This window comes from Pseudomonas sp. AP42 (assembly GCF_001728935.1).
In the GTDB taxonomy this organism is placed as follows: Bacteria; Pseudomonadota; Gammaproteobacteria; order Pseudomonadales; family Pseudomonadaceae; genus Aquipseudomonas; species Aquipseudomonas lactis.
Window position 1 is genome coordinate 1 of sequence record NZ_LYSO01000054.1, and the last position, 26,166, is coordinate 26,166.

A 26,166-nucleotide genomic window follows, 5' to 3' on the forward strand; every position below is an offset into this window, starting at 1 on the left:
CTGTGGGGTGTCAGGGAGAGAAGTATCGGCTGGTAGGCCGTCATTGCAGGCAAGCCAGCTCCCACATTGACCGCGTTTGTGCAGTTAGACCCGCGCGGCAAATACTGCCTGGTGCGCACGGCACTGTTCAGCCGTGAGCATGAACACCCCATGCCCACCGCGCTTGAAGTCCAGCCAGGCAAAGTCCACTTCCGGGTACAGCGCCTCGACATGCACCTGGCTGTTGCCCACTTCGACAATCAGCAAGCCCTTCTCGGTCAGGTGGTCCGCCGCTTCAGCCAGCATCCGACGTACCAGGTTCAGGCCGTCGTCACCGCAGGCCAGGCCCAGTTCCGGTTCGTGTTGGTATTCGTCGGGCATGTCGGCGAAATCTTCGGCGTCCACGTAGGGCGGGTTCGACACAATGAGGTCGAAACGCTGGCCGGGCAAACCGTCAAAACCATCGCCCTGCACGGTGTAGACGCGCTCGTCGACGCCATGGCGCTCGATGTTCTGGTTCGCCACTTCCAGGGCTTCGAAGGACAGGTCTCCCAGCACCACTTCGGCCTCGGGGAATTCGTAGGCACAGGCGATGCCGATGCAACCGGAGCCGGTGCACAGGTCGAGGATGCGTGCCGGCGGCTGGGCCAGCCAGGGTTCAAAGCGGTCTTCAATCAGCTCGCCTATCGGTGAGCGTGGAATCAGTACGCGCTCATCGACGATAAACGACATGCCGCAAAACCAGGCCTCGTTCAACAGGTAGGCCGTTGGCACTCGCTCATGGATACGCCGATGCAGCAAGCGCTGCACGTGGGAGATTTCCTCTTCTTCCAGGTTGCAATCCAAATAGCTGTCGGCTATTTCCCACGGCAGGTGCAAGGCGCCCAGCACCAATTGCCGGGCTTCGTCCCAGGCATTGTCGGTGCCATGGCCAAAAAACAGGTCTTCCCCATGGAAACGGCTGACAGCCCAACGGATATGGTCGCGCAAGGTGCGCAGGCGGGAAGTGATCACGGGGCAAGCTCCTGGAAAAAACGACTGGCGATTCTAACAGCCTTCACCTGTACCGACGATGTACGAAACACCTGGCGCCGTACGTCGGATTTCATCCAATTTGCCCGCATTGTGTTAAACAGGCCTGCCTCTTGACATGGCTGCACGCCAGCAACGGCGTACCTTACGATAGTAGCGATTCACAGAAGCGCTCAGCCAGTGGACAATGTCGCAAAAGCCCCACTCACAGGAGCCCCAGAATGTCCGTTCCAAAGACGATGTTTCAACTCAGCGGTCGCGGTTACGCAGCAGCCAACCTCAATCATGCGACCCTGGTGATCATCGACGCCCAGAAAGAGTACCTCAGCGGCCCGCTCGCCCTCTCGGGCATGGACGCGGCGGTGCAGAACATCAAGCAACTGGTGACCGCAGCGCGCAGTGCCGGGCGCCCGATTGTGCATGTGCGCCACCTGGGCACCGTGGGCGGCCTGTTTGACCCCCAGGGCGAGCGCGGTGAATTCATTCCGGGCCTTGAGCCTGAAGGTGACGAAACCATCATCGGCAAACTGCTGCCCAGCGCCTTCCATGGCACCGGCCTGGAAAAACACCTTCAGGACCTGGGCTCTCTGGACCTGATCGTCTGCGGTTTCATGAGCCACTCCAGCGTCAGCACCACCGTGCGCGCGGCCAAGAACCTGGGCTTTCGCTGCACCCTGGTGGAAGACGCCTGCGCTACCCGCGACCTGCCGTACAAAGGTGGCATCCTGAGCGCCGAGCACGTGCAGCAAACCGAAATGGCCATCATGGCCGACAACTTCGCCACCCTGGCGCTGGCCAAAGATCTGATCTGATCCTGCTGGCGATGAGCGGCGTGTTTATTGCTCCGCTCATCCGCAAAGCCCTTTCATTTGGCGCATTTACCCCTCCCCCCGGAACAACCTGTGTATCTTCCGGTCGAAGGGCCGATACCCTGGAGGAAAGGTCGGAATGAAGATATCCGATGGTTTTGATGCTCGTCGCTTGCGCCCCAAAGGCCCGAGCAATTGGCGTCTGCGCCTGGTAGCGTGCATTGCTGCGTTACTGGCGATAGTAGGTTTGTTGTTGGCGGGCGCTGGTGGCGCCGGCCTGTTTGGGCATTCGCCGGCTCTGGGCGAGCTGAATGCCAGCCCGGGCGGCTCGGCACTCCTGCTGGGTGTCGGCTTGCTGGTGCTGTGGTTGGGTGTGTGGCTGTGGCGTCGCAGCCGTCGGAAAATGCGCCAACCGTTGTCGTTGAATATCGCCTCTCACCTGATGAAAAAGCACGACTGATGGCGCTTGGATAGCGTTTCCTGCGCCCTGGCCGCCGCGATTTAGGTAAACTGCCCGCCCTTCGCGGAGGCTGACATGCAAGACGACGATTTTTCCCTGTTCAAAAACGAGCTGCGCGGCGTCAAGCCGATCAAGCACGACCGCGCCGACACCGGCAAACCCAAGACTGACCGGGCGCAGATCGCCAAGCTGCGCCAGGCCGCGACCGTGCGCACCGATGCCACCACCGTGGATGGCCTGTCGGACCAGTTCGTGATCGACGTCGGCCCCGAAGATGAGCTGATGTGGGCCCGCGACGGCGTGCAGGAAAGCCAGATGCGCAAGCTCAAGGCCGGCCAGATCCCGTTCGAAGGCAGCCTCGACCTGCACGGCATGACCGTGGAAAAAGCCCGGGAAACCCTCTGGGCCTTCCTGGCCGAAGCGACCAAATTCGAAATTCGCTGCGTGCGCGTCACCCATGGCAAGGCTGTGCGGCTGGACGGCAAGCGGCCGATGATCAAGAGCCACGTCAACACCTGGCTGCGCCAGCATGCCCAGGTGCTCGGCTTTACCTCCTGCCAGGCCCGTCACGGCGGTGCCGGCGCGGTGTATGTGATGCTCAAGCGCACCATGATGGAAGGGCGCGACGAGTAACAAGTGCCATCGTCAGGCTTGCAGCGATGTGTCCGCCACCGTAACCTTGCGCTTTGCGAAAATCCCACAGGTAGTTTCATGTCCCTGGAACAGAATTACACAGAGATTCTCGGCCAACTCGGCGAGGACGTGTCCCGCGAGGGCCTGCTCGACACGCCAAAGCGTGCCGCCAAGGCAATGCAGTACCTCTGCCGCGGTTATGAACAGACACTCGAAGAAGTCACCAACGGTGCCTTGTTCAGCTCTGACAACAGCGAAATGGTGCTGGTCAAGGACATCGAGCTGTACTCGTTGTGCGAGCACCACCTGCTGCCGTTTATCGGCAAGGCTCACGTGGCGTATATTCCGAGCGGCAAAGTGCTGGGCCTGTCGAAGGTCGCACGCATTGTCGACATGTATGCGCGCCGCCTGCAGATCCAGGAAAACCTCAGCCGCCAGATCGCCGACGCGGTGCTGGAAGTGACAGGCGCCCTGGGCGTGGCGGTGGTGATCGAGGCCAAGCACATGTGCATGATGATGCGCGGTGTCGAGAAACAGAATTCGTCGATGATCACCTCGGTGATGCTGGGCGAGTTCCGTGAGAACGCGGCTACCCGCAGCGAATTTCTCAGCCTGATCAAGTAACCGGCCAGGCAGGAAAAAACCGGCGTTCATCGCCGGTTTTTTTTCGCCTGTAGAAATCAGGTAAGCTGCGCCCCCTCAGTCATGGGCAAGAGGTTTCAGCCATGTTCGTCAAAGCACTTAGAGTGGGCCTCGGCCACGTCATCATCGCGGGCGACTTTCTTACCCGCCCACGCAAAAAACAACGCCCTGCCGAACAACAGGCCAAGGTCAATGCTGCCGCCAAGGACCTGACCCTGTATCAGTTCCACGCCTGCCCGTTCTGCGTGAAGACCCGCCGCACCCTGCACCGCCTGAATGTGCCGGTGGCCTTGAAGGACGCGAAGAACAACGAACAGGACCGCCAGACCCTGCTGGAACAAGGCGGCAAGATCAAAGTGCCGTGCCTGCGCATCGAAGAGAACGGCCAGACCACCTGGATGTATGACTCCAAGGTGATCATCGAGTATCTGGACAAGCGCTTCGCCGCGATCTGAAGCACACGGCGATCAAATGTGGGCTGGCTTGCCTGCGATCCAGTCAACTCGGTGATTCAGGTACACCGAGTCGATACCTTCGCAGGCAAGCCAGCTCCCACAGTTGACCGCGCCCGGCCACACACTCCACGATGCGAAGCGAGTCGCTCTTGATCTGCTTTTGATCTTAGGCGCCCCGTTAAACCACGCTGGCCGGAATTCGACAGGGATTTGGGGGGTAAACCGGCAGGGATGCCGGTTTAGCCGCCCCGCGCCATGGATGGCGCGTGGCGGCGCCCCCCCAAATCACTGGCGGATTACGGGCACACCGAGCCTAAGCGAGGTGCCGAGTGGTGGGGCAAGAGCCTTTTGCTTACTTTTGGGCTCCTTTCAAAAGTGAGCCGCCGTCAGGGCGGAACCCTAAGTAGCCGTTACCGCAGCAATGGATATGTACACGGTCCAACTGTGTTGACTGTTAGGCCGTCTTCGCGAGCAAGCCCGCTCCCACAGTTGGATCGTGGGGTGTCAGGTGGATAGGTGTCGGCTGTCAGGCCGTCTTCGCAGGCAAGCCAGCTCCCACATTTGCGGTGCGGTGTTCTTAGGTTGGCATTGTCAGGTCGAGATCCAGCAGTGCCGAGCCCAGGCACTTGCCGTGGGCATCCAGCGCCAGCGAGCGGGTCACGCCGCCACGCAGGATGCCCGGCAACACGAAGTTCAGCGCCTGCACATTTGGCAATTCATAACGCCGAACCGGCTCAGCACCGGGTTCCAGTAAATCCGCGAAGAACGCTGCCACGCGCTCCGCCGTCAGCTGTTCGCACAGCAACGGATAGTCTTGCACGCGATAGGCAATGATCGAGATGTTCGACGTATCGCCCTTATCTCCGGTGCGGGAATGGGCCAGCGTATGCAGTTTCATTCTTCAATCCTCGGTTTGACCGCTTCACGGGGCAACAGCAACGACGCGACCGCCACCACCTGGCGTACGCCTTTGCTCGCCCCACCGCCGCCGGCCGGGCCGTTGGTGTAGAGGGTCTCCACTTCATTGCCGATCCGCACCGCGTCGCCACGCTCCTCACACCGGGCGGCGACCCGCAGGCGCACCTCCCAAGGCTCGACGTTGCTGCGTGGGCCGTGCAATGAATCCATACCGATCAACTCAGCGCGCAGGTCCTGCATTTTTACGCCGATCAACGCGAGACGCTTGAGTACCACGTCCCGCGCCAACTGGGCCCGTGCGACAGCACCGGGGCCGCCGTAGGACATCTGCCCTTCACCGATCCAACCGTCCAGATAACCGACGCTGACCTTCAGCTGTTCAGGCCGGGCACGCCCGCTGGCTCCTTGGGCACGCACCCGGTCCACGCCCTCCTCGACAAACCCGACCTGGGAAAAGTCGGCCGTCACATCCGGGGTCACGTAGGCTGCCGGGTCGTGAACTTCATAAATCAGTTGTTCGGCGCAGGTCGCGCGGCTGACCCGCCCACCGGAGCCTGCCACCTTGGTGATCACTGCACTGCCGTCGGCGTCGACCTCGGCCAGGGGAAAGCCCAGGCGTGCCAGATCCTCCACATCCTTGAAGCCGGGATCGGCGAAATAGCCGCCACTGACCTGCCCCGCGCACTCCAGCAAATGCCCCACCAACGTGCCTCGGCCCAGTCGCTGCCAATCATCAGAGGCCCAACCGAATTCAAACATCTGGGGTGCCAGGAACAGCGAAGGGTCGGCCACGCGCCCGGTGATCACCACATCGGCGTCGGCGCGCAGCGCTTCAATAATGCCCTCCACACCCAAGTAGGCATTCGCGGAAATCAGCCGCTCACCCAATGCCCCCACGGTCTGGCCGTTATCCAGCAACTGCTCGGCAGGCAAGGCGTGCAGCACGTCATCGCCGACCACGGCCACAACCTTGAGGCCCAGGCCCAGCTCGCCCGCAATACGCCGTACTTCCCTGGCCGCCGCCAGCGGGTTGGCCGCGCCCATATTGGTGATCACCCGCAGGCGTCGACGCCCCGCCCGCTGCCCCACACAGGGCAAGACACGGCGCATGCGCTCAGCGAGCAGCGGGTCATAACCACCCTGCGGGTCGCTGATACGCGCCTGTTGCGCCAGGGCGATGGTGCGTTCGGCCAGGCATTCGAAGACCAGGTAATCCAGGTCGCCGTGTTCGGCCAGTTCTACGGCAGGTTCTATACGGTCGCCGGAGTAGCCGGCGCCGGAGCCGATGCGCAAGGTGTTCATCTCAAATCACTCCCAGGAGCAACGCCGTCAGGGTCATCAACACCGAGGCGGCAAACAGGAAAGGAATGGTGAAGCGCTGGTGATCGGCCAGTTCGATCTTGCACAGGCCCACCAGCAAGAAGGTCGCAGGGGTCAGCGGGCTGACCGGGAAGCCGGTGGTGTGCACGCCCAGCAGCGAAGCCTGAGCCACTTGCAGCGGATCGACGCCCAGGGCCTTGCCGACTTCGGCGATCACCGGCATCACACCGAAATAGTAGGAATCGGGGTCAAACAACATGCTCAGGGGCATGGACAAAAAGCCCACGACGGCCGGGATCAACTTGCCGTGGCCCGCCGGGATCTGCGCCACCGCCACTTCGGCGATGGCCTTGAGCATGCCGGTGCCTTGCATGATGCCGGTAAATACCCCGGCGGCGAGCAGGATACTGGCCATGGTCAGGGCGGTTTTCGCATGGGCGTCGATGCGCGCACGCTGGGCGTCCACGTTGGGGTAGTTGATGCACAGCGCAACCACGGTGCCGAGCATGAACATCACCACCGGATCGACCCAGCCAGCGATCATCACCACCATCACCAGCACGGTCAGCATCAGGTTGACCCAGAACAACCGTGGACGACGCAGCTTGATGTCCTCATCGCTGAGCACTCGTTGCGGCACCGCCTCCACGCTGGAACCCGCGCCCAGGCCCAGGCGCTTTTCTTCGCGATGGCCCAGCCACCAGGCGCAGGCGAAGACAAAGATCAGCCCGACGATCTGCACCGGGATCAGTGGCTGAAACAGGTCAGCCACCGGCACATGCAGCGCCGCCGACGAGCGCAGCACCGGGCCGGTCCAAGGCAGAAAGTTAACCCCGGCCGCCATCGCACACACGCAGGCGAGGATGCGTTTATCAATGCCGAGGCGCGTATACAGCGGCAGCATCGCCGGCACCGTCACCAGGAAGGTCACCGCGCCAGAGCCGTCCAGGTGTACCAGCAACGCCAAGGTCGCAGTACCGACGACAATCCGTGTAGGACGGGTCCCGACCGTGCGCAGGATGCGATCAATGATGGGATCGAGCATGCCCGCATCGGTCATGATCCCGAAAAACAGGATCGCGAACACAAACATGCCAACCACGGGGGCGACGTTCTTGATACCGGTAATGATGAAAGCGCTGGCCTGCAGGCCAAACCCACCGAGCAGCGCAGCGATGATCGGCAAGGCGATCAAGGCCACCAGCGGCGAGAGGCGCTTGCTCATGACGGCAGCGAGCAGGCACAGAATGGTGATGACACCCAGGGTTGCGAGCATGGGTTACTCCAGGGCGGCCTGGTTGGCCGGTTATTGTTTTCCCTGGAGTATTGGAATCGCGCTAGGCTTTGTAAATTGCAATATTCAGCCACCGGCGTTCGGAAAAACAAAATGAAGCGACGCTCATGAAAAACAGCATCCAGCACATTCAAGCCTTCCTTACGGTTGCCCGCACAGGCAGCTTCACCAAGGCGGCTAACGAGCTGCATCTGTCGCCGTCGGCCCTCACCGTGCAGGTGCAGCAACTGGAAGACTGGCTCGGCGTCGCCCTGCTCGACCGCAGCCCGCGCCACGTGAGCATTACCGCCGCAGGCCAGGACGCGCGCGGGCCTATGGAAAAACTGCTGTTGGACCTGGACAACATCGTCACCGGCTCCCGCGACCTCGCTGCATTGCGCCGTGGCGTGGTAACCATCGCCGCCCTGCCCTCAGTTTGCGCCGGCGCCCTGCCCCCGGCCTTGCGCCTGTTTCGCGAACGCTTCGCCGGCATCGAAGTGCGCCTGCATGACCTGGTGGCCCAGCGCATTCACGCAAAGGTTCGCAACGGCGAAGTGGATTTCGGCATCGGCGTGCGCGCCCGCCTGAGCCACGGCCTGGACTTCGTGCCGGTGCTCAATGATCGGCTGTGCGCGTTTGTGCCATCGGGTCATGCGCTCGCCCATCACCGCCAATTGACCCTGGAGCAACTGGCAGACCAGCCGATCATCCTGACCGGGCGCGACAGCAGTGTGCGTGAGCAAGTGGATACGCTGTTCGATGAGACACGGCTGACGCTGAACGCCGGCATGGAGGCCAACTACATGTCGACCGTATTGGCCCTGGTGCGCCAGGGGTTGGGCATCAGTGTGCTGCCGGAATCGGCGGCGGATAGCCTGGAGGGTTTGCAGCGGATCAGCATCGATCATCCCGGGGTGAATCGGGAGATCGGCTTGATCAGCCGCAGCGGGATGGGCTTGAGCCCGGCGGCGCAGCGCTGCTTTGAACTGCTACATAAAGAACTATCTGACTCACCAATGAGCTAAATGTGGGAGCGGGCTTGCTCGCGAATGCGGTGAATCAGTTTAGGCATTCAGTGACTGACACTGTGCATTCGCGAGCAAGCCCGCTCCCACAGTTTGACCGCGTCAGCTCAATTGAGCATCGCCACGTACTTGGGATGACTGGCCACCCGCTGCAACCATGCCTGCACCGCCGGATACGGCGCCAGGTCAAAGCCGCCTTCATGGGCCACATGGGTGTAGGCATACAATGCGATATCGGCAATTGAAAACTGCTCGCCCACTAAATAAGGCGTGGCTTGAAGCTGACGCTCCATCACCCTCAAGGCCTTGTAACCGCCCTTATGGGTGGTTTTATATTCTTCCAGCCGATCCTCGGGCATGTTCAGGTAGAACTGAATAAACCGCGCCACCGCAATGTAAGGCTCATGGCTGTACTGCTCGAAAAACTGCCACTGCAATACCTGGGTACGCAGGCGCGGTTCGGTGGGCAGGAATTCGCTGCCATCGGCGAGGAAGTTGAGGATCGCGTTGGACTCCCACAGGCAGGTGCCGTCTTCAAGCTCCAATACCGGGACCTTGCCATTGGGGTTTTTGGCCAGGAACTCAGGGGTCTGGGTATCGCCCTTGAGGATATCGATATCGACCCACTCATACGGAATGCCCAACAGAGTGAGCATCAATTTGACCTTGTAGCAATTGCCCGACTTGTAATCGCCATAAACCTTGTACATGGGGCTCCCCTTTTCGCCTTGCTGACCGAATGCTTGCGCCCACAAGGTGCGGGTATCGAGGGCTTGTTTCAAGGCGTCGCGCAGAATAAATCCCCTGGCGTGGGCCTTTCATCCCTTTTCGCCCAGATAATCGAAAACATTATTTGCTTTATTTGTATACAAAAGCATAATTCGCTTCGTGCGAGTTCCTGACCTTTTGGTCAACAAACCCGCCAGTACCTCAAAGCGCCGTTGCCCACTCATGTAACCGGCGCTGGAAATAACAATAAAACGATTGAGGAGTACTCGCTGTGGATAGCCGCAAAACCGAAGCCCCTACGTTGGACCTGGCCGCGCCCCGAGGCGGTTGGCTGGAACGCCTGTTCAAACTGCGCTTGCATGGCACCACAGTGAAGACCGAGCTGATCGCCGGCCTCACCACCTTTATCACCATGGCCTACATCATCTTCGTCAACCCCAACATCATGGCCGATGCCGGTATCGATCACGGCGCGGCCTTCGTCGCCACTTGCATCGCCGCGGCGTTGGGTTGCCTGCTGATGGGCCTGTACGCCAACTGGCCCGTGGGCCTGGCGCCGGGCATGGGCTTGAATGCGTTTTTCACCTACACCGTGGTCGGCACCATGGGCTACACCTGGGAGACCGCCCTCGGCGCGGTGTTTATTTCCGGCGTGCTGTTCATGATTCTGACGCTGTCGCGCATCCGCGAATGGCTGCTCAACAGCATTCCGGTCAGCTTGCGCCATGCCATGGGCGCCGGCGTGGGCTTGTTCCTGGGGGTGATCGGTCTGAAAACCGCCGGCATCATTGTCGACAGCCCGGCGACGCTGATCAAGCTCGGCTCCCTACACGAGCCGGCACCGCTGCTGGCGGCTGTGTGTTTCCTGCTGATTGCCATCCTCAGTTATCACCGCGTCTTCGGCGCCATCCTGATCAGCATCATCGCCGTAACCCTGGCCGGCTGGGGCCTGGGCCTGGTGCACTACAACGGCATTCTCGCCACCCCACCGAGCCTGGCACCGACCTGGATGGCAATGGACGTGATGGGTGTGTTCAATGTGAGCATGATCAGCGTGGTATTTGCCTTTCTTTTTGTACACATGTTCGACACTGCCGGTACACTGATGGGCGTTGCACAACGCGCAGGGCTGGTGAATGCCGATGGCAAGATCGACAACCTGTCGCGCGCATTGAAGGCTGACAGTGCATCCAGCGTGTTCGGCGCCATGGTCGGTGTACCGCCGGTGACCAGTTATGTGGAAAGTGCCGCGGGTGTGGCTGCTGGCGGCCGTACGGGTTTGACCGCGGTGACCGTGGGCATATTGTTCGTGGCGGCGATGTTTTTTGCGCCGCTGGCCGGCATGATTCCTGCCTACGCAACGGCCGGCGCGCTGATTTATGTTGCGATGCTGATGATGGCAAGCATGGCCCATATCAATTGGGATGAAGCCACCGACAGCATTCCGGCGATCGTCACCGCGATCATGATGCCGCTGACGTTTTCGGTCGCCGACGGCATCGCCCTGGGCTTTATCACTTATGTGGCGTTGAAGGCCGGCACCGGCAAGTACCGCGAAATTTCCATCAGCCTGTGGGTGCTGTGCGCGATCTTTATCGCCAAGTTCATCTTCCTGTAGTTCGGGAACGGCTGAAAAACCGCCTCACCTTCGGGTGGGGCTTTTGCATGAAGGGAGGACTGTAAATGACCTTGGAAACCTGGCTGCTGTTCAGTGGCGCTGCGCTGGTGGTAATCCTGATACCTGGCCCGCTGTCGCTGTTGATGATCAGCAACAGCCTCAACTACGGCCTGCGCCGCTCGTACCCGGCGTTTCTCGGCGGCGTGTTCGCCTCGATTTGCCTGTTGAGCGCCTCGGCCCTGGGCCTGGGCGCGCTGTTGCTGGCCTCCGAGCAGTTGTTCAGCGCGCTGAAGATCGTCGGCGCGCTGTACCTGTTCTACCTCGCCTGGCAGAGCTGGCAACAGTCGCGCCAGCCCAGCCAGGGTGCAGTCGTGCCGCAAACCCCCACTGTGCCGCGCTTTCGCGCCTTGTTTGGTCGCGCATTTGTGCTGGGTGCCAGTAACCCCAAGGACATTCTGTTTTTCGCCGCCTTCCTGCCGCAATTTCTCAATGCCCAGCAGGCCTTTTTACCGCAGTTGCTGATCATGATCGCCACCTGGACGGTGCTCGACCTGCTGTGCAAGCTGGCTTACGGCCTCGGCGCCCATGGCGCGGCGCGGTACTTGCGTTCTGGCGCTGGCCAGAGCTGGTTCAACCGGGTCAGCGCCGCGCTGTTCGGCGGCGCCGGCGCGGTGTCGCTTATCGGGGCGAGGGGCTCACTTTGACGAAATAGACGGTGGGAGAAAGCGTCCTCTTGGTCGGCCATTGAATGCCTGCCACGATCCGAACCAGGCGCCCTTCGTCCAGCGCGAGCTTGACGCCCTGCAATGGAAGCGCATTGGAGTGTTTGCTGAGTGCGTCGCTAAACCAAAGATCCGAGAGTCGGGTATTTAGCTGAATACTGGCCTCCTCCACCCAGCTGGGTGACACGTAGTACAGCTGGTTTGAGTTGGGATGAGTCGCGATCAGATCATCCATTGCCCTGCCGTGCTTCACTTTTACTTCGCGGACATTGAAACCCTGCTGCTCCAATACGCTCTTGATGGCCGCGCGTTGGGCAGTGCTTCGCTCAACCGCGACCGACCGGCCACCGAATAAAAGCGATGGGTCTAATCCCGCCACCTTAAAGTCAACGCGGGTGAAACCAGGCGCCTGGTCTTCGTAACCGATGTGTACCCTGGTGTACGGCTTTTCAGTGGGCCGCAACATTCGCAATAAATCATCTGTCTGGCCAATGTTCCCCTGGGTCGGGGTTAACCACGTATCGAGTGTCGAACGCACATTAAGTAGGTGAGTGGCCGTTACCTGGCGCGTAGAGCCTGACAACTCAATCAGCCTTTCGGCGGTGAACCTTTGGCTACTGACGGTCATGGTAGGGAATGCCGTACCGATATACTGCTGCAGCGGCCTGTCAAACAAGGGCGCATGGAACCGCCATTGGTTCGTCAGGGTGTTATATGACGCCGGAAGGGGTTGTTCCGCGAGTTCAGTGGCTGTCCAACGCCCAATATCAACCCGTGCGGCTGAAACCGGCGTCCAGTCCCTGGTGATAAACACGATACCCGTCAACGGCGCCTGATCACCTTGGGGCAGCAACCTGTAATAAACGTTCGAAGGGTCCCTTATGTTGGTATAAACAGGAGCCACCCTGAGAACGTGGTGCGGCCCCCTGCGGGCATCCTTCCCGATATAAAACACCCCAGGAGCGGCAGAAGCAAAATCGGCATCCAACCCAGGTGAAATACGCCAACTGAACCAACGGTCCCCCATTGCAGACGACTGAAGAATGGCGTTTTCAGTCACCCCGCGTGCAGTGGATGGTCGCCAGGTCGGCACGGCCGCAGGCCACGGCTGACGGGCCGCCGAACTGCTTCCCGCCACCGGTTGAGGCGTATCGGCCCCCAGTAACCACTCTGGGGGCTGATGGATATTCAATACCAGTTCATTTTGCGATTCTTTAAAGCGCACGACCGATTCGGCCTTGCGCTGATACACCGTGTAGAGCTCGCCCCCCTCGGCAAGCAACTGCTGGCCATTCTTCACGTACTGAGTCTTGCTTGCTGGCCCCTTCAACTCAACGGCGCCTTCCAATACGTCGGTTGATTTGAAGCGCGCAAGCAGATGAGTCGGCTTGCTCGACGGCGCCTTCAGGCCTGTGAGAGCGAATGTGTTGCCTTTATAGCGAGGCAGAGCGCCCCGTGCGACGCGAGCACCCTTGGGGCCTGGGGCAAAGGTAGACAGCACATCAATAAATGCAAAGAGCGTCAGAGCCACCACATCTACCGCGTCATGACCAGAACCGCTCAAATGATAGCGCCGCGCCGCCAGCAGCATCTCATACAAGCTGATGCCCACCCCTAGCACTGGAATAAATGCCAGTAACCCACGAATCGTGGCCTCGAACTGTTCTCTCAGGCGTCGCTCACGGTACTCCCCCAGTGCCTGGGAGGAATTGGACCGAGCCTGCGTACGTCGTTGCAGCTCGAACACCCGGGCATGGGCCAGCAGCGCCGTGGGATTGGAATGGGAGGTGGTCACAACCTCCAACCAACTTTCTGGTTGCAGCGCAATCTGCTCCTCGATTTGCGCTTCGACAGCTTCAAGCCCGGCCGCCGGGTCTTTATGCTTGAGCAGGAAGAATTCAACGAGAACCGCCATGAGGTCTGCCCCGGGGAGGAGACGATGCTTGGCCGAGTCAGGCAGCCTGGGCTCTAGCTGGAGGCTTTCGTCGGGATAATCTTGCACCGCCTGATGCTCCCAGCCGGGAGCCACCAGGCGCGCCAACTCTTTCAGGTTGGCAGGTAATGCGCCCAACCGATTCAGGGCTTTTTCGGCTTCGGCCAAACTGGCGTACCCGACCATCACCCGGCTTGCCACTGCCGTGGGCCAGTACACTACGCACTTCCCGGTGGGCTTGTCATGAATCACCAGTACCCCGGCGATGTGGCGATCATATTCCAGGGTAACGCCCACCAGGCGCAGGACAGCCAGTTGCACGTCAAACTCGTCGTTTTTCAGATCGCCTGCCTTGCGCGCGGCCATGGCGAAGGTAAACAGACGCTGGCTCCAATCGTTCAAGCCTTGTCGCGCCGCCGAGTACAACTGCATCTCGGCGCGCTGTTTAAAGCCTCGATCGACTAGCGCCTGAGACAGCCCGAAGGACGAGCCAGGGCTCGGATAAAAAGCCTTACGGATCTGCTTGTCGTATTCGCCCCCCACATTCAGCGATGCGATCATTTTGATCAGGTAGCTCACACTCAAGCGTTCTTTCCAGACGGGTTCCAGCCAGCGCGCCCGGTTCAAGCGCCAGCGGGTCCAAGGCGCCTCAGGGTTGAGGTTGTGCAACGCCAATTGCAGCATGCTGAAGGTGGTACGTTCCTTACTGACCACCGTTTTAATCTGACGATCACCCACCGCCCCCTGGCTCGTCCAGCCCTCGTAGTGAGTGCTGACATCATCGGGCATGTCGAACAGGGGGGTATCGATATCCAATTGCGGATAGAAACCGTCCACGGTCAATTTGGCAATCAGGGCTTGGCGAGCAAAGGGCTCCAAGTCAGGCAAGTCCTGCCAGAGCTTGGTTTCCAGTGCAAAAATGCTGACCAGATAGCGGCGTAACAAACGCTTATAGTGTTTGCGCTGAGCGGGCGATGCGATGCCGAGCCACGAAGGGAGTTTTTTGGCCTCAGCAGCTGCCGCCTGCAACAAGTCGATGTTGGCCAAGGCCAGTGTTCGAGCATCATTGTCAGGTACTTGCAGACACTCGAACAGCTCCCGAGCCAGCAACATCCGGCTCAGCTGCGGATCACTCACTTCGCTGAACAGTCTCTTACCCTTGTCAATACGCTTGTTCAGCGCGATATGGTGTACCGCCAGTTTCATGAACAGGTCTTTGAACATGTAACGCTCGATCGCGGTGTAGCTCACCACCAGTGCAGCCGTCTGCGGCAGCAAACTGATCGACGTGCGCACCGCCTCGCGCCGGTGACGCTCGATGCAGCGCCATAACACCGAGCTATCGCGGCTTTTCAGGCTGGCTTGCAGGCCCGCGACAAAGGCGTTCAAGCTATCGAATGTCACCAGCCCGCCATGCTGGCCCATCACATATAACACTACGGGATACAGGGCCCCCGGCTGAGTCCGAGCCGCTTGGGTGGTTACCACTACTGCGCCCAGCAATGGGTACAATTTGGTTGCCTCGCCACCCACGGATACTTGCAGTACACAGCTGTCCGTGGACTTGGCCCCGGGTACCCATGCTTCATTCAACACAGCCTCCAGACACTCCAGATGGGCGCGACTCATCAGGCCCAAGCGGTGTTGCATCTGCGCCTCCCCAAGCAAGGCGTCACGCTGCGCTTGCATTAGCAACGAACCACGTGTGCGTGAGCCCTCGGGTTTCTCCAGCCAGTAATCACTCTGAAACACGCGTTCAAGCGGGCTTTGCGCCCACTTGCGCGCCACCGCAACCTGGTCCTGCCATTGGCGTTCAAGGCGCAAAAATTCCTGGTAGCCCGCGCTGGCGCTGCCCACATCCGTGGCGTCCAGCAAACCCATCAGTTTTTTTTCGTAACGCTTGAGCTGTGCTTGCTGGGTTTTGAACGCGAGGTCCGGCGTCAGGCGCCCAAGTACAATTTCGTCACTGCGGCGCTTGTAATCCCACTCCAACAAGGCATCCAGGGTACGGCCCAACCGAGTGAACGCCACCACACGCTGGCGCCCTTTTTGGATAAACCTGAGAAAGCGTTGGATACCGGCGATAGCCGGCTGCCCCGCGTCCTGAATGCCCATCACCCCATGATTGATCGATAAGGCACACGCCAGCTCGTTATCCCATTGCCCGTCCAGCAATTCGCTCGCACTGTTTTGCAACGCGTCCCCATGTTGCCGGACGAATGTCATGGGCGTTGCGCCGATGGTGTTACACGCCTCATGCCTACGACGCAGCGGCAGGCATTGCCATAAAGCACTGCTCAAGGGGCCGTTGACCAATAGCGGCAAATCACACTGCATCTGGTTAAAAGAGTCGAACTCATAGAATTCGCGGAACAGACCGGGCAGATAAATAACCTGGGGCGTCCCCCCGACGACGCCATCACGATAAATATGCAGAGCCCCCGGGATGGGCACCATGGCCCGATTAGTCCCGGGCCACATGATGTGGCTCACCTGAATCGCAGCCCATTCCCCGCCGGCCTTCTGACGCAAGCCGGCGTCAGGTATTTGCAGCAGTTTGCTTAGCATGTCATAGCCACTGTCCGTCAGTTGAGACGTGCGATGGGCCAAAAACGCATTTTCGGCGAACAACGATGTGCGCAATTGCACCCAGCGCTCTCGACGTGTCAGCCAGGAACCGTGGGCCAACTGCTGCCAATACTCGGCTACCGCGCGCTCGAACCGAGCGAGCAGCGCCAAGTCCTTGACCCGAACCAATGCTTCCCTGGCGGTAAACGTTAGACGCTTGGTCGGATCATCCTTGAGGCTCAATGAGGTGAACTGGTTGATATTGAGCGGTACATTGGGCTGGATCAGCAACGCCAGGGCCCGCTCGGTCAAGCTGTTGACCTTGCGCGCGGGAGCCGGGGGCAGAGGTTCGGTGAACAGTAAGGTGTCAGGGTCGAGGGAGAAGGCTTCGCGCAATGCGCCACGAATGACCCCCAGTATCCTCGGTGCGCGTCCAATCAGGCCGCTGAGGGCTTTGGCCGATTCGCGTCCCCTGACCTGAGCCTGGTGGATCTGGTTGATTTCATGGCTGGGGTGCGCGACCGCATTGAGCCGACGGGTCAGCAACACGCGAATGGCCTCGTCACGCTCCAGGGAAGAGGTGTGTGGGTCATCGAAATCAAGCTTGTCGGCCCAGGCCGTGGTGTCGGTGCTCATAGCGACTATTCCGTTCAGAAAAGCCGAGACTAGGCACCGCTGCCGCCCAGGGTGCGTTACATACTTGAGCGGCCAATTCACAAGCCACGGGCAAAAAAAAGCCCGCAGTGTGCGCGGGCGAAACCAACGAAGAGCATTTGGGGGTGTGAAGCGAGGTGACGACTCAGCTACCGCGATAGGTGGAGTAGCTGTAAGGCGAAATCAGCAAAGGCACATGGTAATGGTCCTGTTCGGCACTGATGCCAAAGCGCAGTACCACCACGTCCAGAAAAGCCGGCTCGGGCAACTGCACGCCACGGGCACGGTAGTAATCACCGGCGCTGAACTGCAGTTGGTACACGCCGCTGCGGTAGTCGTCGCCTTGCAGCAGCGGCGTGTCGCAACGGCCATCGCTGTTGGTGGTGGCGGTGGCAACCAGCTCCAGCTGCGCGCCTTCGACGCGGTACAACTCAACCTTGATGCCGCTGCCGGGGCAGCCATGCGCGGCGTCCAAAACGTGTGTGGTCAAACGTCCCATGGCTTTTATGCGCCTCCCGAAGTCAGTAATAGGAAAACCCGCACTCTTTCAGGGCAGTGAAAAAGCCGGTGATGACTGATTAAGACATTTTCAAAGAAAATTGTACACAATAAATTTCACAGTGCTTCAACCCCCCGTAGGAGCGAGCTTGCTCGCGAAAAACGCCAACGATAACGCGGGCTCTCAGGATGAAAAGTGGCGCCCTCAGGTTTTTCGCGAGCAAGCTCGCTCCTACAGTGGGCTTTTTGATTTTAACCTGACCACTTAGGCAAGTTTCTTGCAGAGACCCGTAGAGCGCCCGTTCAGAAAAAATGCAGAAATGCAGGCTTACAAAGTTCGCGATAAGTTGTATACAATCACTCATCGCTGTGACGCCACTCAGTCATTCCACTGCCCGGCCGCCACACATTTGCTACCACGAACAAGAAGGAAGACTGCAGTGAGCGCTGACTACCCACGCGACCTGATCGGTTACGGCAGTAACCCTCCTCACCCCCACTGGCCGGGCAAGGCACGCATTGCGCTGTCGTTCGTACTCAACTACGAAGAAGGCGGCGAGCGCAACATTCTGCACGGTGACAAAGAGTCAGAAGCCTTCCTCTCGGAAATGGTCTCGGCCCAGCCGCTGCAAGGCGAGCGCAACATGAGCATGGAGTCGCTGTACGAGTACGGCAGCCGTGCCGGCGTGTGGCGCATCCTCAAGCTGTTCAAAGAATTCGACATCCCGCTGACCATCTTCGCCGTGGCCATGGCCGCCCAGCGCCACCCGGATGTGATCCGCGCCATGGTCGCCGCCGGCCACGAGATCTGCAGCCACGGCTACCGCTGGATCGACTACCAGTACATGGACGAGGCCCAGGAGCGCGAGCACATGCTCGAAGCCATCCGCATCCTCACCGAACTCACCGGCGAACGCCCGCTGGGCTGGTACACCGGCCGCACCGGCCCCAACACCCGTCGCCTGGTGATGGAGGAAGGCGGTTTCCTGTATGACTGCGACACCTACGACGACGACCTGCCCTACTGGGAACCCAACACCCCCCACGGCAAGCCGCATTTGGTGATCCCCTACACCCTGGACACCAACGACATGCGCTTCACCCAGGTGCAGGGCTTCAACAAGGGCGATGACTTTTTCGAGTACCTCAAGGACGCCTTCGACGTGCTGTATGCCGAAGGCGCCGAGGCGCCAAAGATGCTCTCCATCGGCCTGCATTGCCGCCTGATCGGCCGCCCGGCACGCCTGGCCTCGCTCAAGCGCTTCATTGAATACGTCAAAGGCCATGACCAGGTGTGGTTCACCCGCCGCGTGGACATCGCCCGTCACTGGCACCAAACCCACCCTTTCCCGGGAGCGGCGAAATGACTGCGTTCCAAACCCTTAAACCTTCGACCTTGAGCCGCGACGCCTTCGTTCAGGCCTTCGCCGATATCTACGAACACTCGCCATGGGTGGCCGAAAAGGCCTTCGACCTCGGCCAGGACGCGTCGATCGACCAGATCGAAACCCTGCACCAGCGCATGAGCGATATCCTGTTGAGCGCTGATCACGCCTCGCAACTGGCGCTGATCAATGCTCACCCGGACCTGGCCGGCAAAGCTGCCGTCCAGGGCCAACTGACCCAAGCCAGCACCGATGAACAAGCGGGCGCGGGTATTCACCAATGCACGGCCGAAGAGTTTTCTCGCTTCACCGAGCTGAATGAGGCCTACAAAGCCAAGTTCAAGTTTCCCTTCATCATGGCGGTAAAAGGCAGCAACCGGCACCAGATCCTCGCCGCGTTCGAAACGCGCATCCACAACTCTGCAGACGCTGAGTTCAAGTGCGCGCTGGACGAGATCAACAAGATCGCGTTGTTCCGTTTACTGAACCTCTAGCAGTCCATCCCCAGCCACTCTATCTAAGGCAGACAAGAAGAATGAAAGCTTACGCCGTACCTTTCGAGAAGTTCGTCAACCTGGCCGACGCCCGCCTGGGCACCAAGATCATCTCGGTGACCGATGACTGGTTCGCTGACGCCAACCGCCTGTTCCAGCCGACCCCGGCCGTGTGGAAGGAGGGCGTTTTCGATGACAACGGCAAGTGGATGGACGGCTGGGAGTCACGCCGCAAGCGCTTCGAAGGCTACGACAGCGCGGTGATCCGCCTGGGCGTGCCGGGTTCGATCAAAGGCGTGGACATCGACACTTCATTCTTCACCGGCAACTTCCCGCCGTCGGCCTCCCTGGAAGCCTGCTTCCTGGCCTCGGGCGAGCCGGATGCCAACACCCAGTGGGTGGAAGTGCTGTCGGCCGTCGAGCTGCAAGGCAACAGCCACCACTACCACGAGATCAACAACGACCAGGCGTTCAGCCACCTGCGCTTCAACATCTACCCGGATGGCGGCGTAGCGCGTCTGCGGGTGTACGGTGTGCCGTTCCGCGACTGGTCTTCGGTGGGCGACAACGAACAGGTCGACCTGGCTGCCGCGCTCAATGGCGGCCGTGCCCTGGCCTGTTCCGACGAACACTTCGGCCGCATGAGCAACATCCTCAACCCGGGCCGTGGCATCAACATGGGCGACGGCTGGGAAACCGCACGTCGTCGTACGCCTGGCAATGACTGGGTGATCGTCGCCCTGGGCCACCCGGGCGAGATCGAGAAAATCGTGGTCGACACCCTGCACTTCAAGGGCAACTACCCGGACACCTGCTCGATCCAGGGCGCCTTTGTGAAAGGCGGCACCGACAGCCAGATCGAAACCCAATCGCTGTTCTGGCGCGAACTGCTGCCGGCACAGAAGCTGGAAATGCACGCCGAACACACCTTCGCCGAGCAGATCAAGGCGCTGGGGCCGATTACCCACATCCGCTTGAACGTGTTCCCGGATGGTGGTGTGAGTCGCCTGCGCGTCCTGGGCAAAGTGTCGAAATAAGCGGTGATGCCATCGCAGGCAAGCCAGCTCCCACAGGGGAATGCATTCCAAATGTGGGAGCGGGCTTGCCCGCGATAGCAATAGACCAAACAACACAGTATTCGGATAAGAAGACAGCCATGCGCACACTGATGATCGAACCCCTGACCAAAGAAGCCTTCGCCCCCTTCGGAGACGTTATCGAAACCGACGGCAGCGACCACTTCATGATCAACAACGGGTCGACCATGCGCTTTCACAAACTGGCCACGGTCGAAACCGCGAAGCCGGAAGACCACGCCATCATCAGCATCTTCCGCGCCGACGCGCAGGACATGCCGTTGACCGTGTGCATGCTGGAGAGACACCCGCTGGGCAGCCAGGCTTTCATTCCGCTGCTCGGCAACCCCTTTCTGATCGTGGTCGCGCCACTTGGCGATGAACCTGTATCAGGCTTGGTCCGCGCCTTCGTCACCAACGGCAGGCAGGGCATTAATTACCATCGCGGCGTCTGGCACCACCCGGTGCTGACGATCGAAAAGCGGGATGACTTCCTGGTGGTTGATCGCAGTGGCACAGGCAATAACTGCGATGAGCATTTTTTCAAAGAGGATGAGCGGTTGATCCTCGCCCCCCACCAATAAGAGAAGGTCTGATCACCCGACAACAAGGGTGACAGGCGAGAGGTAAAGACTGTGGAAGCACATCTGTTGGAATGGCTGAACCTGAGCGTGCGCTGGGTTCACATGATCACTGGCGTCGCCTGGATCGGCGCTTCTTTCTACTTCGTCTGGCTGGAAAACAACCTTAATCGCGTCAACCCCAAGAACGGCCTGGCCGGTGACTTGTGGGCGATCCACGGTGGCGGTATCTACCACCTGGAAAAATACAAACTGGCCCCACCGACCATGCCGGACAACCTGCACTGGTTCAAATGGGAAGCCTATTTCACCTGGATGTCGGGCGTCGCGCTGCTGTGCGTGGTGTTCTACCTCAACCCCACGCTGTACCTGCTCGCCCCCGGCAGCAGCCTCAGCGGCACCGAAGGCGTGTTGCTGGGCATCGGCTCACTGTTCGCCGGCTGGTTCATCTACTCCTTCCTCTGCGACTCGGCCCTGGGCAAACGCCCTGCCCTGCTCGGCTTGATCCTGTTCGTACTGTTGATTGCGGCGGCCTACGGCTTCAGCAAAGTGTTCAGCGGCCGCGGTGCGTACCTGCACGTGGGTGCGGTGATCGGCACGATCATGGTGGGTAACGTGTTCCGCATCATCATGCCGGCCCAGCGCGCGCTGGTGGCGGCCATCGCCGAGAACCGCACACCCGACCCGGCGCTGCCGGCCAAGGGCCTGCTGCGTTCACGCCACAACAACTACTTCACCTTGCCGGTGCTGTTCATCATGATCAGCAACCACTTCCCGAGCACCTATGGCAGCCAATACAACTGGCTGATCCTGGCCGGGATCGCGGTGGCGGCGGTGTTGGTGCGCCACTACTTCAACACCCGGCATGACAGCCAGAAGTATGCGTGGACCTTGCCCGTGGGCGCCTTGGCGATGATCAGCCTGGCCTACGTGACCGGGCCCAAGCCCGCTGAGCCGATTGCCAAGGCACCGGCTGCCATCGAGTACCAACCCCTGCCGGAAACCGCATTGGGCGGTGGCTTGAAACCGGCCGCGCCTGCCGCACCCGCCGCTGAACCGGCACCGGCCCAGGCCACCACGGACTTCGGCCAGGTGCACCACGTGATCGAGCAACGCTGCACCGTGTGCCACTCGGCCAAGCCCACCAGCCCGCTGTTCAGCACCGCTCCGGCTGGGGTGATGTTCGACACACCGGCACAGATCCAGCAGCAAGCCGCGCGCATTCAAGCGCAGGCCGTGGCCAGCCAGATCATGCCACTGGGCAACATTACCCAGATGACCCAGCAGGAGCGGGATTTGATTGGCACCTGGATCAACCAGGGGGCGCGCACCAACTGACTGTTTCACACCGTTCCCATGTGGGAGCTGGCTTGCCTGCGATAGCGGCAGATCACCAACGCTTTCGGTGACTGACACACCGCCATCGCAGGCAAGCCAGCTCCCACAAGGGAGATCAGTGATGGCTTGAAGATTAAGTTTCATCCGGCAATTGAATGCCAAACAACACAAAAATAAAAAGATTCGAGGTGTTGCATGTCCCAGTTAGAAACGCAGACTCCTGCCGCGCCCGCCATGGTGCGGCTGCCCCTCTTGCAATTGATTCTGGTAGGCCTGCAACACGTCTTGCTGATGTACGGCGGTGCCGTCGCCGTGCCTCTGATCATTGGCCAGGCCGCCGGCCTGAGCCGTGAAGAAATCGCCTTTCTGATCAACGCCGACCTACTCGTAGCCGGTATTGCCACCATGGTGCAGTCGTTCGGCATCGGCCCGATGGGCATCCGCATGCCGGTGATGATGGGCGCCAGTTTTGCCGCCGTGGGCAGCATGGTCGCCATGGCCGGCATGCCCGGCATCGGTTTGCAGGGCATCTTCGGCGCGACCATCGCCGCCGGGTTCTTCGGCATGCTGATCGCGCCGTTCATGTCCAAGGTGGTGCGCTTTTTCCCACCGCTGGTGACCGGTACCGTGATCACCGCCATCGGCCTTTCGCTGTTTCCCGTGGCAGTGAACTGGGCCGGCGGGGGCAGCGCCGCCGCCACGTTTGGCTCGCCGGTCTACTTGGCGATCGCCGCCCTGGTACTGGCCACTATCTTGCTGATCAACCGCTTCATGCGCGGCTTCTGGGTGAACATCTCGGTGCTGATCGGCATGGGCCTGGGTTACGCGCTGTGTGGCGTGATCGGCATGGTCGACCTCAGTGGCCTGGCCCAGGCGCCGTGGGTGCAGGTGGTGACGCCGTTGCACTTTGGCATGCCCAAGTTCGAGTTGGCGCCGATCCTGTCGATGTGCCTGGTGGTGGTGATCATTTTTGTCGAGTCCACTGGCATGTTCCTGGCCCTGGGCAAGATCACCGGCCAGGAGGTCACGCCGAAGATGCTGCGGCGCGGCCTGCTGTGCGATGCCGGCGCGTCGTTCTTTGCCGGCTTCTTCAACACCTTTACCCACTCCTCCTTCGCGCAGAATATCGGCCTGGTGCAGATGACCGGCGTGCGCTGCCGCTCCGTCACGCTCATGGCTGGTGCATTCTTGATCGTGCTGAGCCTGTTGCCCAAGGCGGCCTACCTGGTGGCGTCGATTCCACCCGCGGTACTCGGCGGCGCGGCGATTGCCATGTTCGGGATGGTGGCGGCGACCGGGATCAAGATCCTGCAGGAAGCCGACATCGCTGATCGGCGTAACCAGTTGCTGGTGGCGGTGAGCATCGGCATGGGCCTGATCCCCGTGGTGCGCCCGGAGTTCTTCGCACAGCTGCCGTTGTGGATGAGCCCGATTACCCACAGCGGCATCGCCATGGCGACCCTCAGCGCGTTGTCGCTGAACATTTTGTTCAACATCCTCGGTGGCGCTGAGCGCCCCGAAGTCGCCCATACGCATTGATTCCTTTGTTAGTACAAAAATAACAACAAACAGGGAACGCCCACATGCACAGCCTTGACGTGGGGCCGGCCACACGCCGCGCCCCATTCTTGCCCCTCGCGCTCTGTTACAGCGCACTTGAGCCCAGGCCTGGGAGTCAGTATTCTCCGCGCCCGCTCGAATCGACTCAAAAAAAAACAGCGAATGTAAAAGCTGACCTCAAGGCCAACTTATCCCGGCCTGATGTTTGCTGCCAAAGTGCGCAAAAGTCCCCTTTATTCGACTGCATCCGTTGCAGCCGACGGGGATTTTTTGGCTTTTTGAACACCTTGGCGCAGCTCTTGCTAAAAGCATCAAAGCTGACCGAACAGACGATTTTTGCAGCGAACCAAAAGGCGCCACACCAGAGCGCCTGCGTAGAAGAAAAACCATAAAACTTTAACTCGGGAGCAACCGAATGAAACCTATGTTCAAAGGCCTGATGCTGGCAGGGTCGCTGTTGGCCGGTGGCCAAGCCGTGGCCGGTGACTTGTTGCAGTGGCAAAACAACAGCCTGACTTACCTGTGGGGCAAGAGCTTTACCGTCAACCCGCAGATCCAGCAAACCGTCACCTTCGAACATGCCGACGCGTGGAAGTATGGCGACAACTTCTTCTTCCTCGACCGCATCTTTTACAACGGCAAGGAAGACGGCAACGTCGGGCCCAACACTTACTACGGCGAGTTCAGCCCGCGCTTGTCATTCGGCAAGATTCTCAACAAGGACCTGTCATTCGGCCCGATCAAGGATGTGTTGCTGGCCTTCACCTATGAGTTCGGCGAAGGCGATAACGAGTCCTACTTGCTGGGCCCGGCATTCGATTTGAACATCCCCGGTTTCGACTACTTCCAGCTGAACTTCTACCAGCGCCAGACCGAAGGCAATCGCCCGGGTGACGGCGTGTGGCAGATCACCCCGGTGTGGTCGTACACCATTCCCGTGGGTAACTCCGACGTGTTGATCGACGGTTTCATGGACTGGGTGGTGGATAACGACAAGAACGCCCGTGGCACTTACCACGCCAACCTGCACTTCAACCCACAGGTCAAATACGACTTGGGCAAGGCGCTGCATTGGGGCGACAAGCAGTTGTATGTGGGTTTTGAGTACGACTACTGGAAGAACAAATACGGGATTGAAGACAGCGGCGCCTTCAAGACGACTCAGGACACAGCAAGTTTCCTGGTCAAGTACCACTTCTAAAGGTCGATCGCGGTTCCCTGTGGGAGCTGGCTTGCCTGCGATCGCGGTATGTCTGTACCAGCAGTGTTGGCTGGCATACCGCTATCGCAGGCAAGCCAGCTCCCACATTCAGTTCGGCGTCAGGCCGAGGAACCGGGTGATTTCTTCGCGCTTGGCCAGCGCATCCTTGCGCCCCAGCTCGATCAACTCGCTGCAATACCCCGCCTCGAACAACAGATAACTCAACACCCCCGCGCCGCTGGTCTTGGTCGCCCCAGGCCCGCGCAAAAACACACGCAGTGCCGCCGGCAACTCCTGGCGATGTCGTGCGGCGATTTCATCGATGGGCTGGCTGGGGGCAATCACCAGCACCTCCACTGGCGCCAGGCCCTGCACCGCCGCATCCACAGGCACGACGCGGCTGAACTGGTTCAAGCGCTCCAGCAGCTCGATATCGCTTTCCAGGCTGTCAATGAACGTGCTGTTGAGCATGTGCCCGCCAATTTGCGCCAGGGTCGGTTGCTGGCCGGTGTAGGTGCGTTGCACCGAAGGCTCATTGCCCCGTGGGTTGCCACTCACCCCCACCACCAACACGCGACTGGCGCCCAGGTGCAAGGCCGGGCTGATGGGGGCGGACTGGCGCACCGCGCCATCGCCGAAGTACTCCTGGCCGAGTTTGACCGGGGCAAACAGCAACGGGATCGCCGAACTGGCCAGCAGGTGCTCCACGGTCAATTGGGTGGGCACACCGATACGCCGATGGCGCAGCCAGGCATCAATGGTGCCGCCGCCCTGATAGAAGGTCACCGCTTGCCCGGACTCATAACCAAACGCGGTCACCGCCACCGCCTGCAAATGCTGGCGACGGATCGCTTCGTCGATGCCGTCCAGGTTCAAACGCTCTTGCAACAAGTCGCGCAGTGGCGAGCTGTTGAGCAATGCCACCGGCACCTGGCTACCCAAGCCCAACAGGCTATGGATCAGGAAACGACTGGCCTGGCGCATCACCCCCGGCCAATCGCTGCGCAGCACCTGATGGCTACGAAAGCCCTGCCAGAAGGCCGTCAACCGTTGGATGGCCGCGGAAAAATCACTGGCGCCACTGGCCAGACTCACCGCATTGATCGCGCCAGCGGAGGTGCCGACGATCACCGGAAAAGGATTCGCTGCCCCCGCAGGCAGCAACTCGGCAATCGCCGCCAACACCCCCACCTGATACGCCGCGCGCGCCCCGCCGCCGGAAAGAATCAGGCCTGTGACCGGTTCCGCTGGGCGCATTGCGTC

General features: G+C 60.3%; 24 protein-coding genes. 16 read left to right on the top strand and 8 right to left on the bottom strand.

Annotation, left to right across the window (positions count from 1 at the left end; genetic code table 11):
- Positions 1-84: 84 nt before the first annotated feature.
- Entirely contained in the window at positions 85-993 is a 909-nt protein-coding gene (gene prmB / locus A7K61_RS18460; RefSeq protein WP_047711471.1) for a 50S ribosomal protein L3 N(5)-glutamine methyltransferase, read from the bottom strand.
- Between the two features lie 239 nt (positions 994-1,232).
- On the opposite strand from prmB, the gene A7K61_RS18465 reads away from it, so the two are divergent.
- From A7K61_RS18465 to A7K61_RS18485, 5 genes are all read left to right on the top strand, one after another.
- A complete protein-coding gene (locus A7K61_RS18465) occupies positions 1,233-1,823 on the top strand; it encodes a cysteine hydrolase family protein (RefSeq protein ID WP_003192792.1) in 591 nt (196 codons plus the stop codon).
- A gap of 136 nt (positions 1,824-1,959) precedes the next feature.
- A complete protein-coding gene (locus tag A7K61_RS18470; RefSeq protein ID WP_003192794.1) occupies positions 1,960-2,280 on the top strand; it encodes a hypothetical protein in 321 nt (106 codons plus the stop codon).
- 75 nt (positions 2,281-2,355) lie between these two features.
- Positions 2,356-2,913, top strand: coding sequence for a Smr/MutS family protein (locus tag A7K61_RS18475; RefSeq protein WP_003192796.1), 558 nt, complete (start codon positions 2,356-2,358; stop codon positions 2,911-2,913).
- A gap of 78 nt (positions 2,914-2,991) precedes the next feature.
- Positions 2,992-3,537 carry a GTP cyclohydrolase I FolE gene (folE, locus tag A7K61_RS18480; protein WP_003192797.1) on the top strand — a complete coding sequence of 182 codons (546 nt, stop codon included), beginning with the start codon at positions 2,992-2,994 and terminating at the stop codon, positions 3,535-3,537.
- Positions 3,538-3,638: 101 nt separating this feature from the next.
- The gene (locus tag A7K61_RS18485) at positions 3,639-4,010 is read left to right on the top strand and encodes a glutathione S-transferase N-terminal domain-containing protein (RefSeq protein ID WP_003192799.1); all 372 of its coding nucleotides are present in this window, start codon (positions 3,639-3,641) and stop codon (positions 4,008-4,010) included.
- A 577-nt stretch (positions 4,011-4,587) separates the two neighbouring features.
- Here the strand turns inward: A7K61_RS18485 and A7K61_RS18490 are convergent.
- From A7K61_RS18490 to A7K61_RS18500, 3 genes are read right to left on the bottom strand one after another with little or no spacing between them, the layout of a single operon-like run.
- Positions 4,588-4,908, bottom strand: a complete 321-nt coding sequence (locus tag A7K61_RS18490; protein ID WP_044271661.1) for a hypothetical protein — start codon at positions 4,906-4,908, stop codon at positions 4,588-4,590.
- Positions 4,905-6,230 carry an acyclic terpene utilization AtuA family protein gene (locus tag A7K61_RS18495; protein ID WP_047711473.1) on the bottom strand — a complete coding sequence of 442 codons (1,326 nt, stop codon included), beginning with the start codon at positions 6,228-6,230 and terminating at the stop codon, positions 4,905-4,907. Before A7K61_RS18495 ends, A7K61_RS18490 begins: the two co-directional genes overlap by 4 nt.
- A 1-nt stretch (position 6,231) precedes the next feature.
- The gene (locus A7K61_RS18500) at positions 6,232-7,524 is read right to left on the bottom strand and encodes a CitMHS family transporter (protein WP_069558105.1); all 1,293 of its coding nucleotides are present in this window, start codon (positions 7,522-7,524) and stop codon (positions 6,232-6,234) included.
- Positions 7,525-7,649: 125 nt separating this feature from the next.
- On the opposite strand from A7K61_RS18500, the gene A7K61_RS18505 reads away from it, so the two are divergent.
- Complete coding sequence (locus A7K61_RS18505) at positions 7,650-8,546, top strand: LysR family transcriptional regulator (protein ID WP_069558106.1); 897 nt, start codon at positions 7,650-7,652, stop codon at positions 8,544-8,546.
- 107 nt (positions 8,547-8,653) lie between these two features.
- On the opposite strand, the gene A7K61_RS18510 is transcribed toward A7K61_RS18505, so the two are convergent.
- Positions 8,654-9,256: a glutathione S-transferase family protein gene (locus A7K61_RS18510; protein WP_044271711.1), complete on the bottom strand. Its 603-nt coding sequence runs from the start codon at positions 9,254-9,256 to the stop codon at positions 8,654-8,656.
- A gap of 290 nt (positions 9,257-9,546) precedes the next feature.
- Between A7K61_RS18510 and A7K61_RS18515 the strand changes: the two genes are divergently transcribed.
- Positions 9,547-10,893 (top strand): NCS2 family permease, encoded by a 1,347-nt coding sequence (locus A7K61_RS18515; protein WP_014719288.1) that lies wholly within the window; start codon positions 9,547-9,549, stop codon positions 10,891-10,893.
- A gap of 65 nt (positions 10,894-10,958) precedes the next feature.
- Positions 10,959-11,597, top strand: a complete 639-nt coding sequence (locus A7K61_RS18520) for a LysE family translocator (RefSeq protein ID WP_044271669.1) — start codon at positions 10,959-10,961, stop codon at positions 11,595-11,597.
- Here A7K61_RS18520 and A7K61_RS18525 read toward each other — a convergent pair.
- Both A7K61_RS18525 and uraH read right to left on the bottom strand, forming a co-directional pair.
- Entirely contained in the window at positions 11,572-16,752 is a 5,181-nt protein-coding gene (locus A7K61_RS18525; RefSeq protein ID WP_083263111.1) for a dermonecrotic toxin domain-containing protein, read from the bottom strand. The genes A7K61_RS18520 and A7K61_RS18525 overlap by 26 nt on opposite strands.
- 163 nt (positions 16,753-16,915) lie before the next feature.
- Positions 16,916-17,269, bottom strand: a complete 354-nt coding sequence (gene uraH / locus A7K61_RS18530; protein WP_069558107.1) for a hydroxyisourate hydrolase — start codon at positions 17,267-17,269, stop codon at positions 16,916-16,918.
- A gap of 439 nt (positions 17,270-17,708) precedes the next feature.
- Here uraH and puuE point away from each other — a divergent pair, with 439 nt between their 5' ends.
- The 8 genes from puuE to A7K61_RS18565 all read left to right on the top strand — a co-directional run bounded on the left by puuE (position 17,709) and on the right by A7K61_RS18565 (position 24,903).
- Positions 17,709-18,635, top strand: coding sequence for an allantoinase PuuE (gene puuE / locus A7K61_RS18535; protein WP_044271671.1), 927 nt, complete (start codon positions 17,709-17,711; stop codon positions 18,633-18,635).
- Positions 18,632-19,147: a 2-oxo-4-hydroxy-4-carboxy-5-ureidoimidazoline decarboxylase gene (gene uraD, locus A7K61_RS18540; protein WP_044271673.1), complete on the top strand. Its 516-nt coding sequence runs from the start codon at positions 18,632-18,634 to the stop codon at positions 19,145-19,147. Before puuE ends, uraD begins: the two co-directional genes overlap by 4 nt.
- A gap of 41 nt (positions 19,148-19,188) precedes the next feature.
- Positions 19,189-20,184, top strand: coding sequence for an allantoicase (gene alc, locus A7K61_RS18545; protein ID WP_014719294.1), 996 nt, complete (start codon positions 19,189-19,191; stop codon positions 20,182-20,184).
- Between the two features lie 119 nt (positions 20,185-20,303).
- Complete coding sequence (locus A7K61_RS18550) at positions 20,304-20,807, top strand: ureidoglycolate lyase (RefSeq protein ID WP_003192823.1); 504 nt, start codon at positions 20,304-20,306, stop codon at positions 20,805-20,807.
- 51 nt (positions 20,808-20,858) lie between these two features.
- Entirely contained in the window at positions 20,859-22,142 is a 1,284-nt protein-coding gene (locus A7K61_RS18555) for a urate hydroxylase PuuD (RefSeq protein ID WP_003192825.1), read from the top strand.
- Between the two features lie 195 nt (positions 22,143-22,337).
- Positions 22,338-23,681: a nucleobase:cation symporter-2 family protein gene (locus A7K61_RS18560; protein WP_032896003.1), complete on the top strand. Its 1,344-nt coding sequence runs from the start codon at positions 22,338-22,340 to the stop codon at positions 23,679-23,681.
- A 44-nt stretch (positions 23,682-23,725) separates the two neighbouring features.
- Positions 23,726-24,094, top strand: coding sequence for a hypothetical protein (locus A7K61_RS32610; RefSeq protein WP_125970471.1), 369 nt, complete (start codon positions 23,726-23,728; stop codon positions 24,092-24,094).
- A 23-nt stretch (positions 24,095-24,117) separates the two neighbouring features.
- Positions 24,118-24,903 carry an outer membrane protein OmpK gene (locus A7K61_RS18565; protein WP_044271679.1) on the top strand — a complete coding sequence of 262 codons (786 nt, stop codon included), beginning with the start codon at positions 24,118-24,120 and terminating at the stop codon, positions 24,901-24,903.
- Positions 24,904-25,011: 108 nt separating this feature from the next.
- On the opposite strand, the gene A7K61_RS18570 is transcribed toward A7K61_RS18565, so the two are convergent.
- The gene (locus tag A7K61_RS18570) at positions 25,012-26,160 is read right to left on the bottom strand and encodes a patatin-like phospholipase family protein (RefSeq protein WP_069558108.1); all 1,149 of its coding nucleotides are present in this window, start codon (positions 26,158-26,160) and stop codon (positions 25,012-25,014) included.
- Positions 26,161-26,166: the final 6 nt, after the last annotated feature.

Bases quoted from the DNA above. Each gene is read 5' to 3' on its own strand.
- A7K61_RS18465 (WP_003192792.1), top strand. From the start codon at position 1,233: ATGTCCGTTCCAAAGACGATGTTTCAACTCAGCGGTCGCGGTTACGCA.
- A7K61_RS18470 (WP_003192794.1), top strand. From the start codon at position 1,960: ATGAAGATATCCGATGGTTTTGATGCTCGTCGCTTGCGCCCCAAAGGC.
- A7K61_RS18475 (WP_003192796.1), top strand. From the start codon at position 2,356: ATGCAAGACGACGATTTTTCCCTGTTCAAAAACGAGCTGCGCGGCGTC.
- folE (WP_003192797.1), top strand. From the start codon at position 2,992: ATGTCCCTGGAACAGAATTACACAGAGATTCTCGGCCAACTCGGCGAG.
- A7K61_RS18485 (WP_003192799.1), top strand. From the start codon at position 3,639: ATGTTCGTCAAAGCACTTAGAGTGGGCCTCGGCCACGTCATCATCGCG.
- A7K61_RS18490 (WP_044271661.1), bottom strand. From the start codon at position 4,908: ATGAAACTGCATACGCTGGCCCATTCCCGCACCGGAGATAAGGGCGAT.
- A7K61_RS18495 (WP_047711473.1), bottom strand. From the start codon at position 6,230: ATGAACACCTTGCGCATCGGCTCCGGCGCCGGCTACTCCGGCGACCGT.
- A7K61_RS18500 (WP_069558105.1), bottom strand. From the start codon at position 7,524: ATGCTCGCAACCCTGGGTGTCATCACCATTCTGTGCCTGCTCGCTGCC.
- A7K61_RS18505 (WP_069558106.1), top strand. From the start codon at position 7,650: ATGAAAAACAGCATCCAGCACATTCAAGCCTTCCTTACGGTTGCCCGC.
- A7K61_RS18510 (WP_044271711.1), bottom strand. From the start codon at position 9,256: ATGTACAAGGTTTATGGCGATTACAAGTCGGGCAATTGCTACAAGGTC.
- A7K61_RS18520 (WP_044271669.1), top strand. From the start codon at position 10,959: ATGACCTTGGAAACCTGGCTGCTGTTCAGTGGCGCTGCGCTGGTGGTA.
- A7K61_RS18525 (WP_083263111.1), bottom strand. From the start codon at position 16,752: ATGAGCACCGACACCACGGCCTGGGCCGACAAGCTTGATTTCGATGAC.
- uraH (WP_069558107.1), bottom strand. From the start codon at position 17,269: ATGGGACGTTTGACCACACACGTTTTGGACGCCGCGCATGGCTGCCCC.
- uraD (WP_044271673.1), top strand. From the start codon at position 18,632: ATGACTGCGTTCCAAACCCTTAAACCTTCGACCTTGAGCCGCGACGCC.
- alc (WP_014719294.1), top strand. From the start codon at position 19,189: ATGAAAGCTTACGCCGTACCTTTCGAGAAGTTCGTCAACCTGGCCGAC.
- A7K61_RS18550 (WP_003192823.1), top strand. From the start codon at position 20,304: ATGCGCACACTGATGATCGAACCCCTGACCAAAGAAGCCTTCGCCCCC.
- A7K61_RS18560 (WP_032896003.1), top strand. From the start codon at position 22,338: ATGTCCCAGTTAGAAACGCAGACTCCTGCCGCGCCCGCCATGGTGCGG.
- A7K61_RS32610 (WP_125970471.1), top strand. From the start codon at position 23,726: ATGCACAGCCTTGACGTGGGGCCGGCCACACGCCGCGCCCCATTCTTG.
- A7K61_RS18565 (WP_044271679.1), top strand. From the start codon at position 24,118: ATGAAACCTATGTTCAAAGGCCTGATGCTGGCAGGGTCGCTGTTGGCC.
- A7K61_RS18570 (WP_069558108.1), bottom strand. From the start codon at position 26,160: ATGCGCCCAGCGGAACCGGTCACAGGCCTGATTCTTTCCGGCGGCGGG.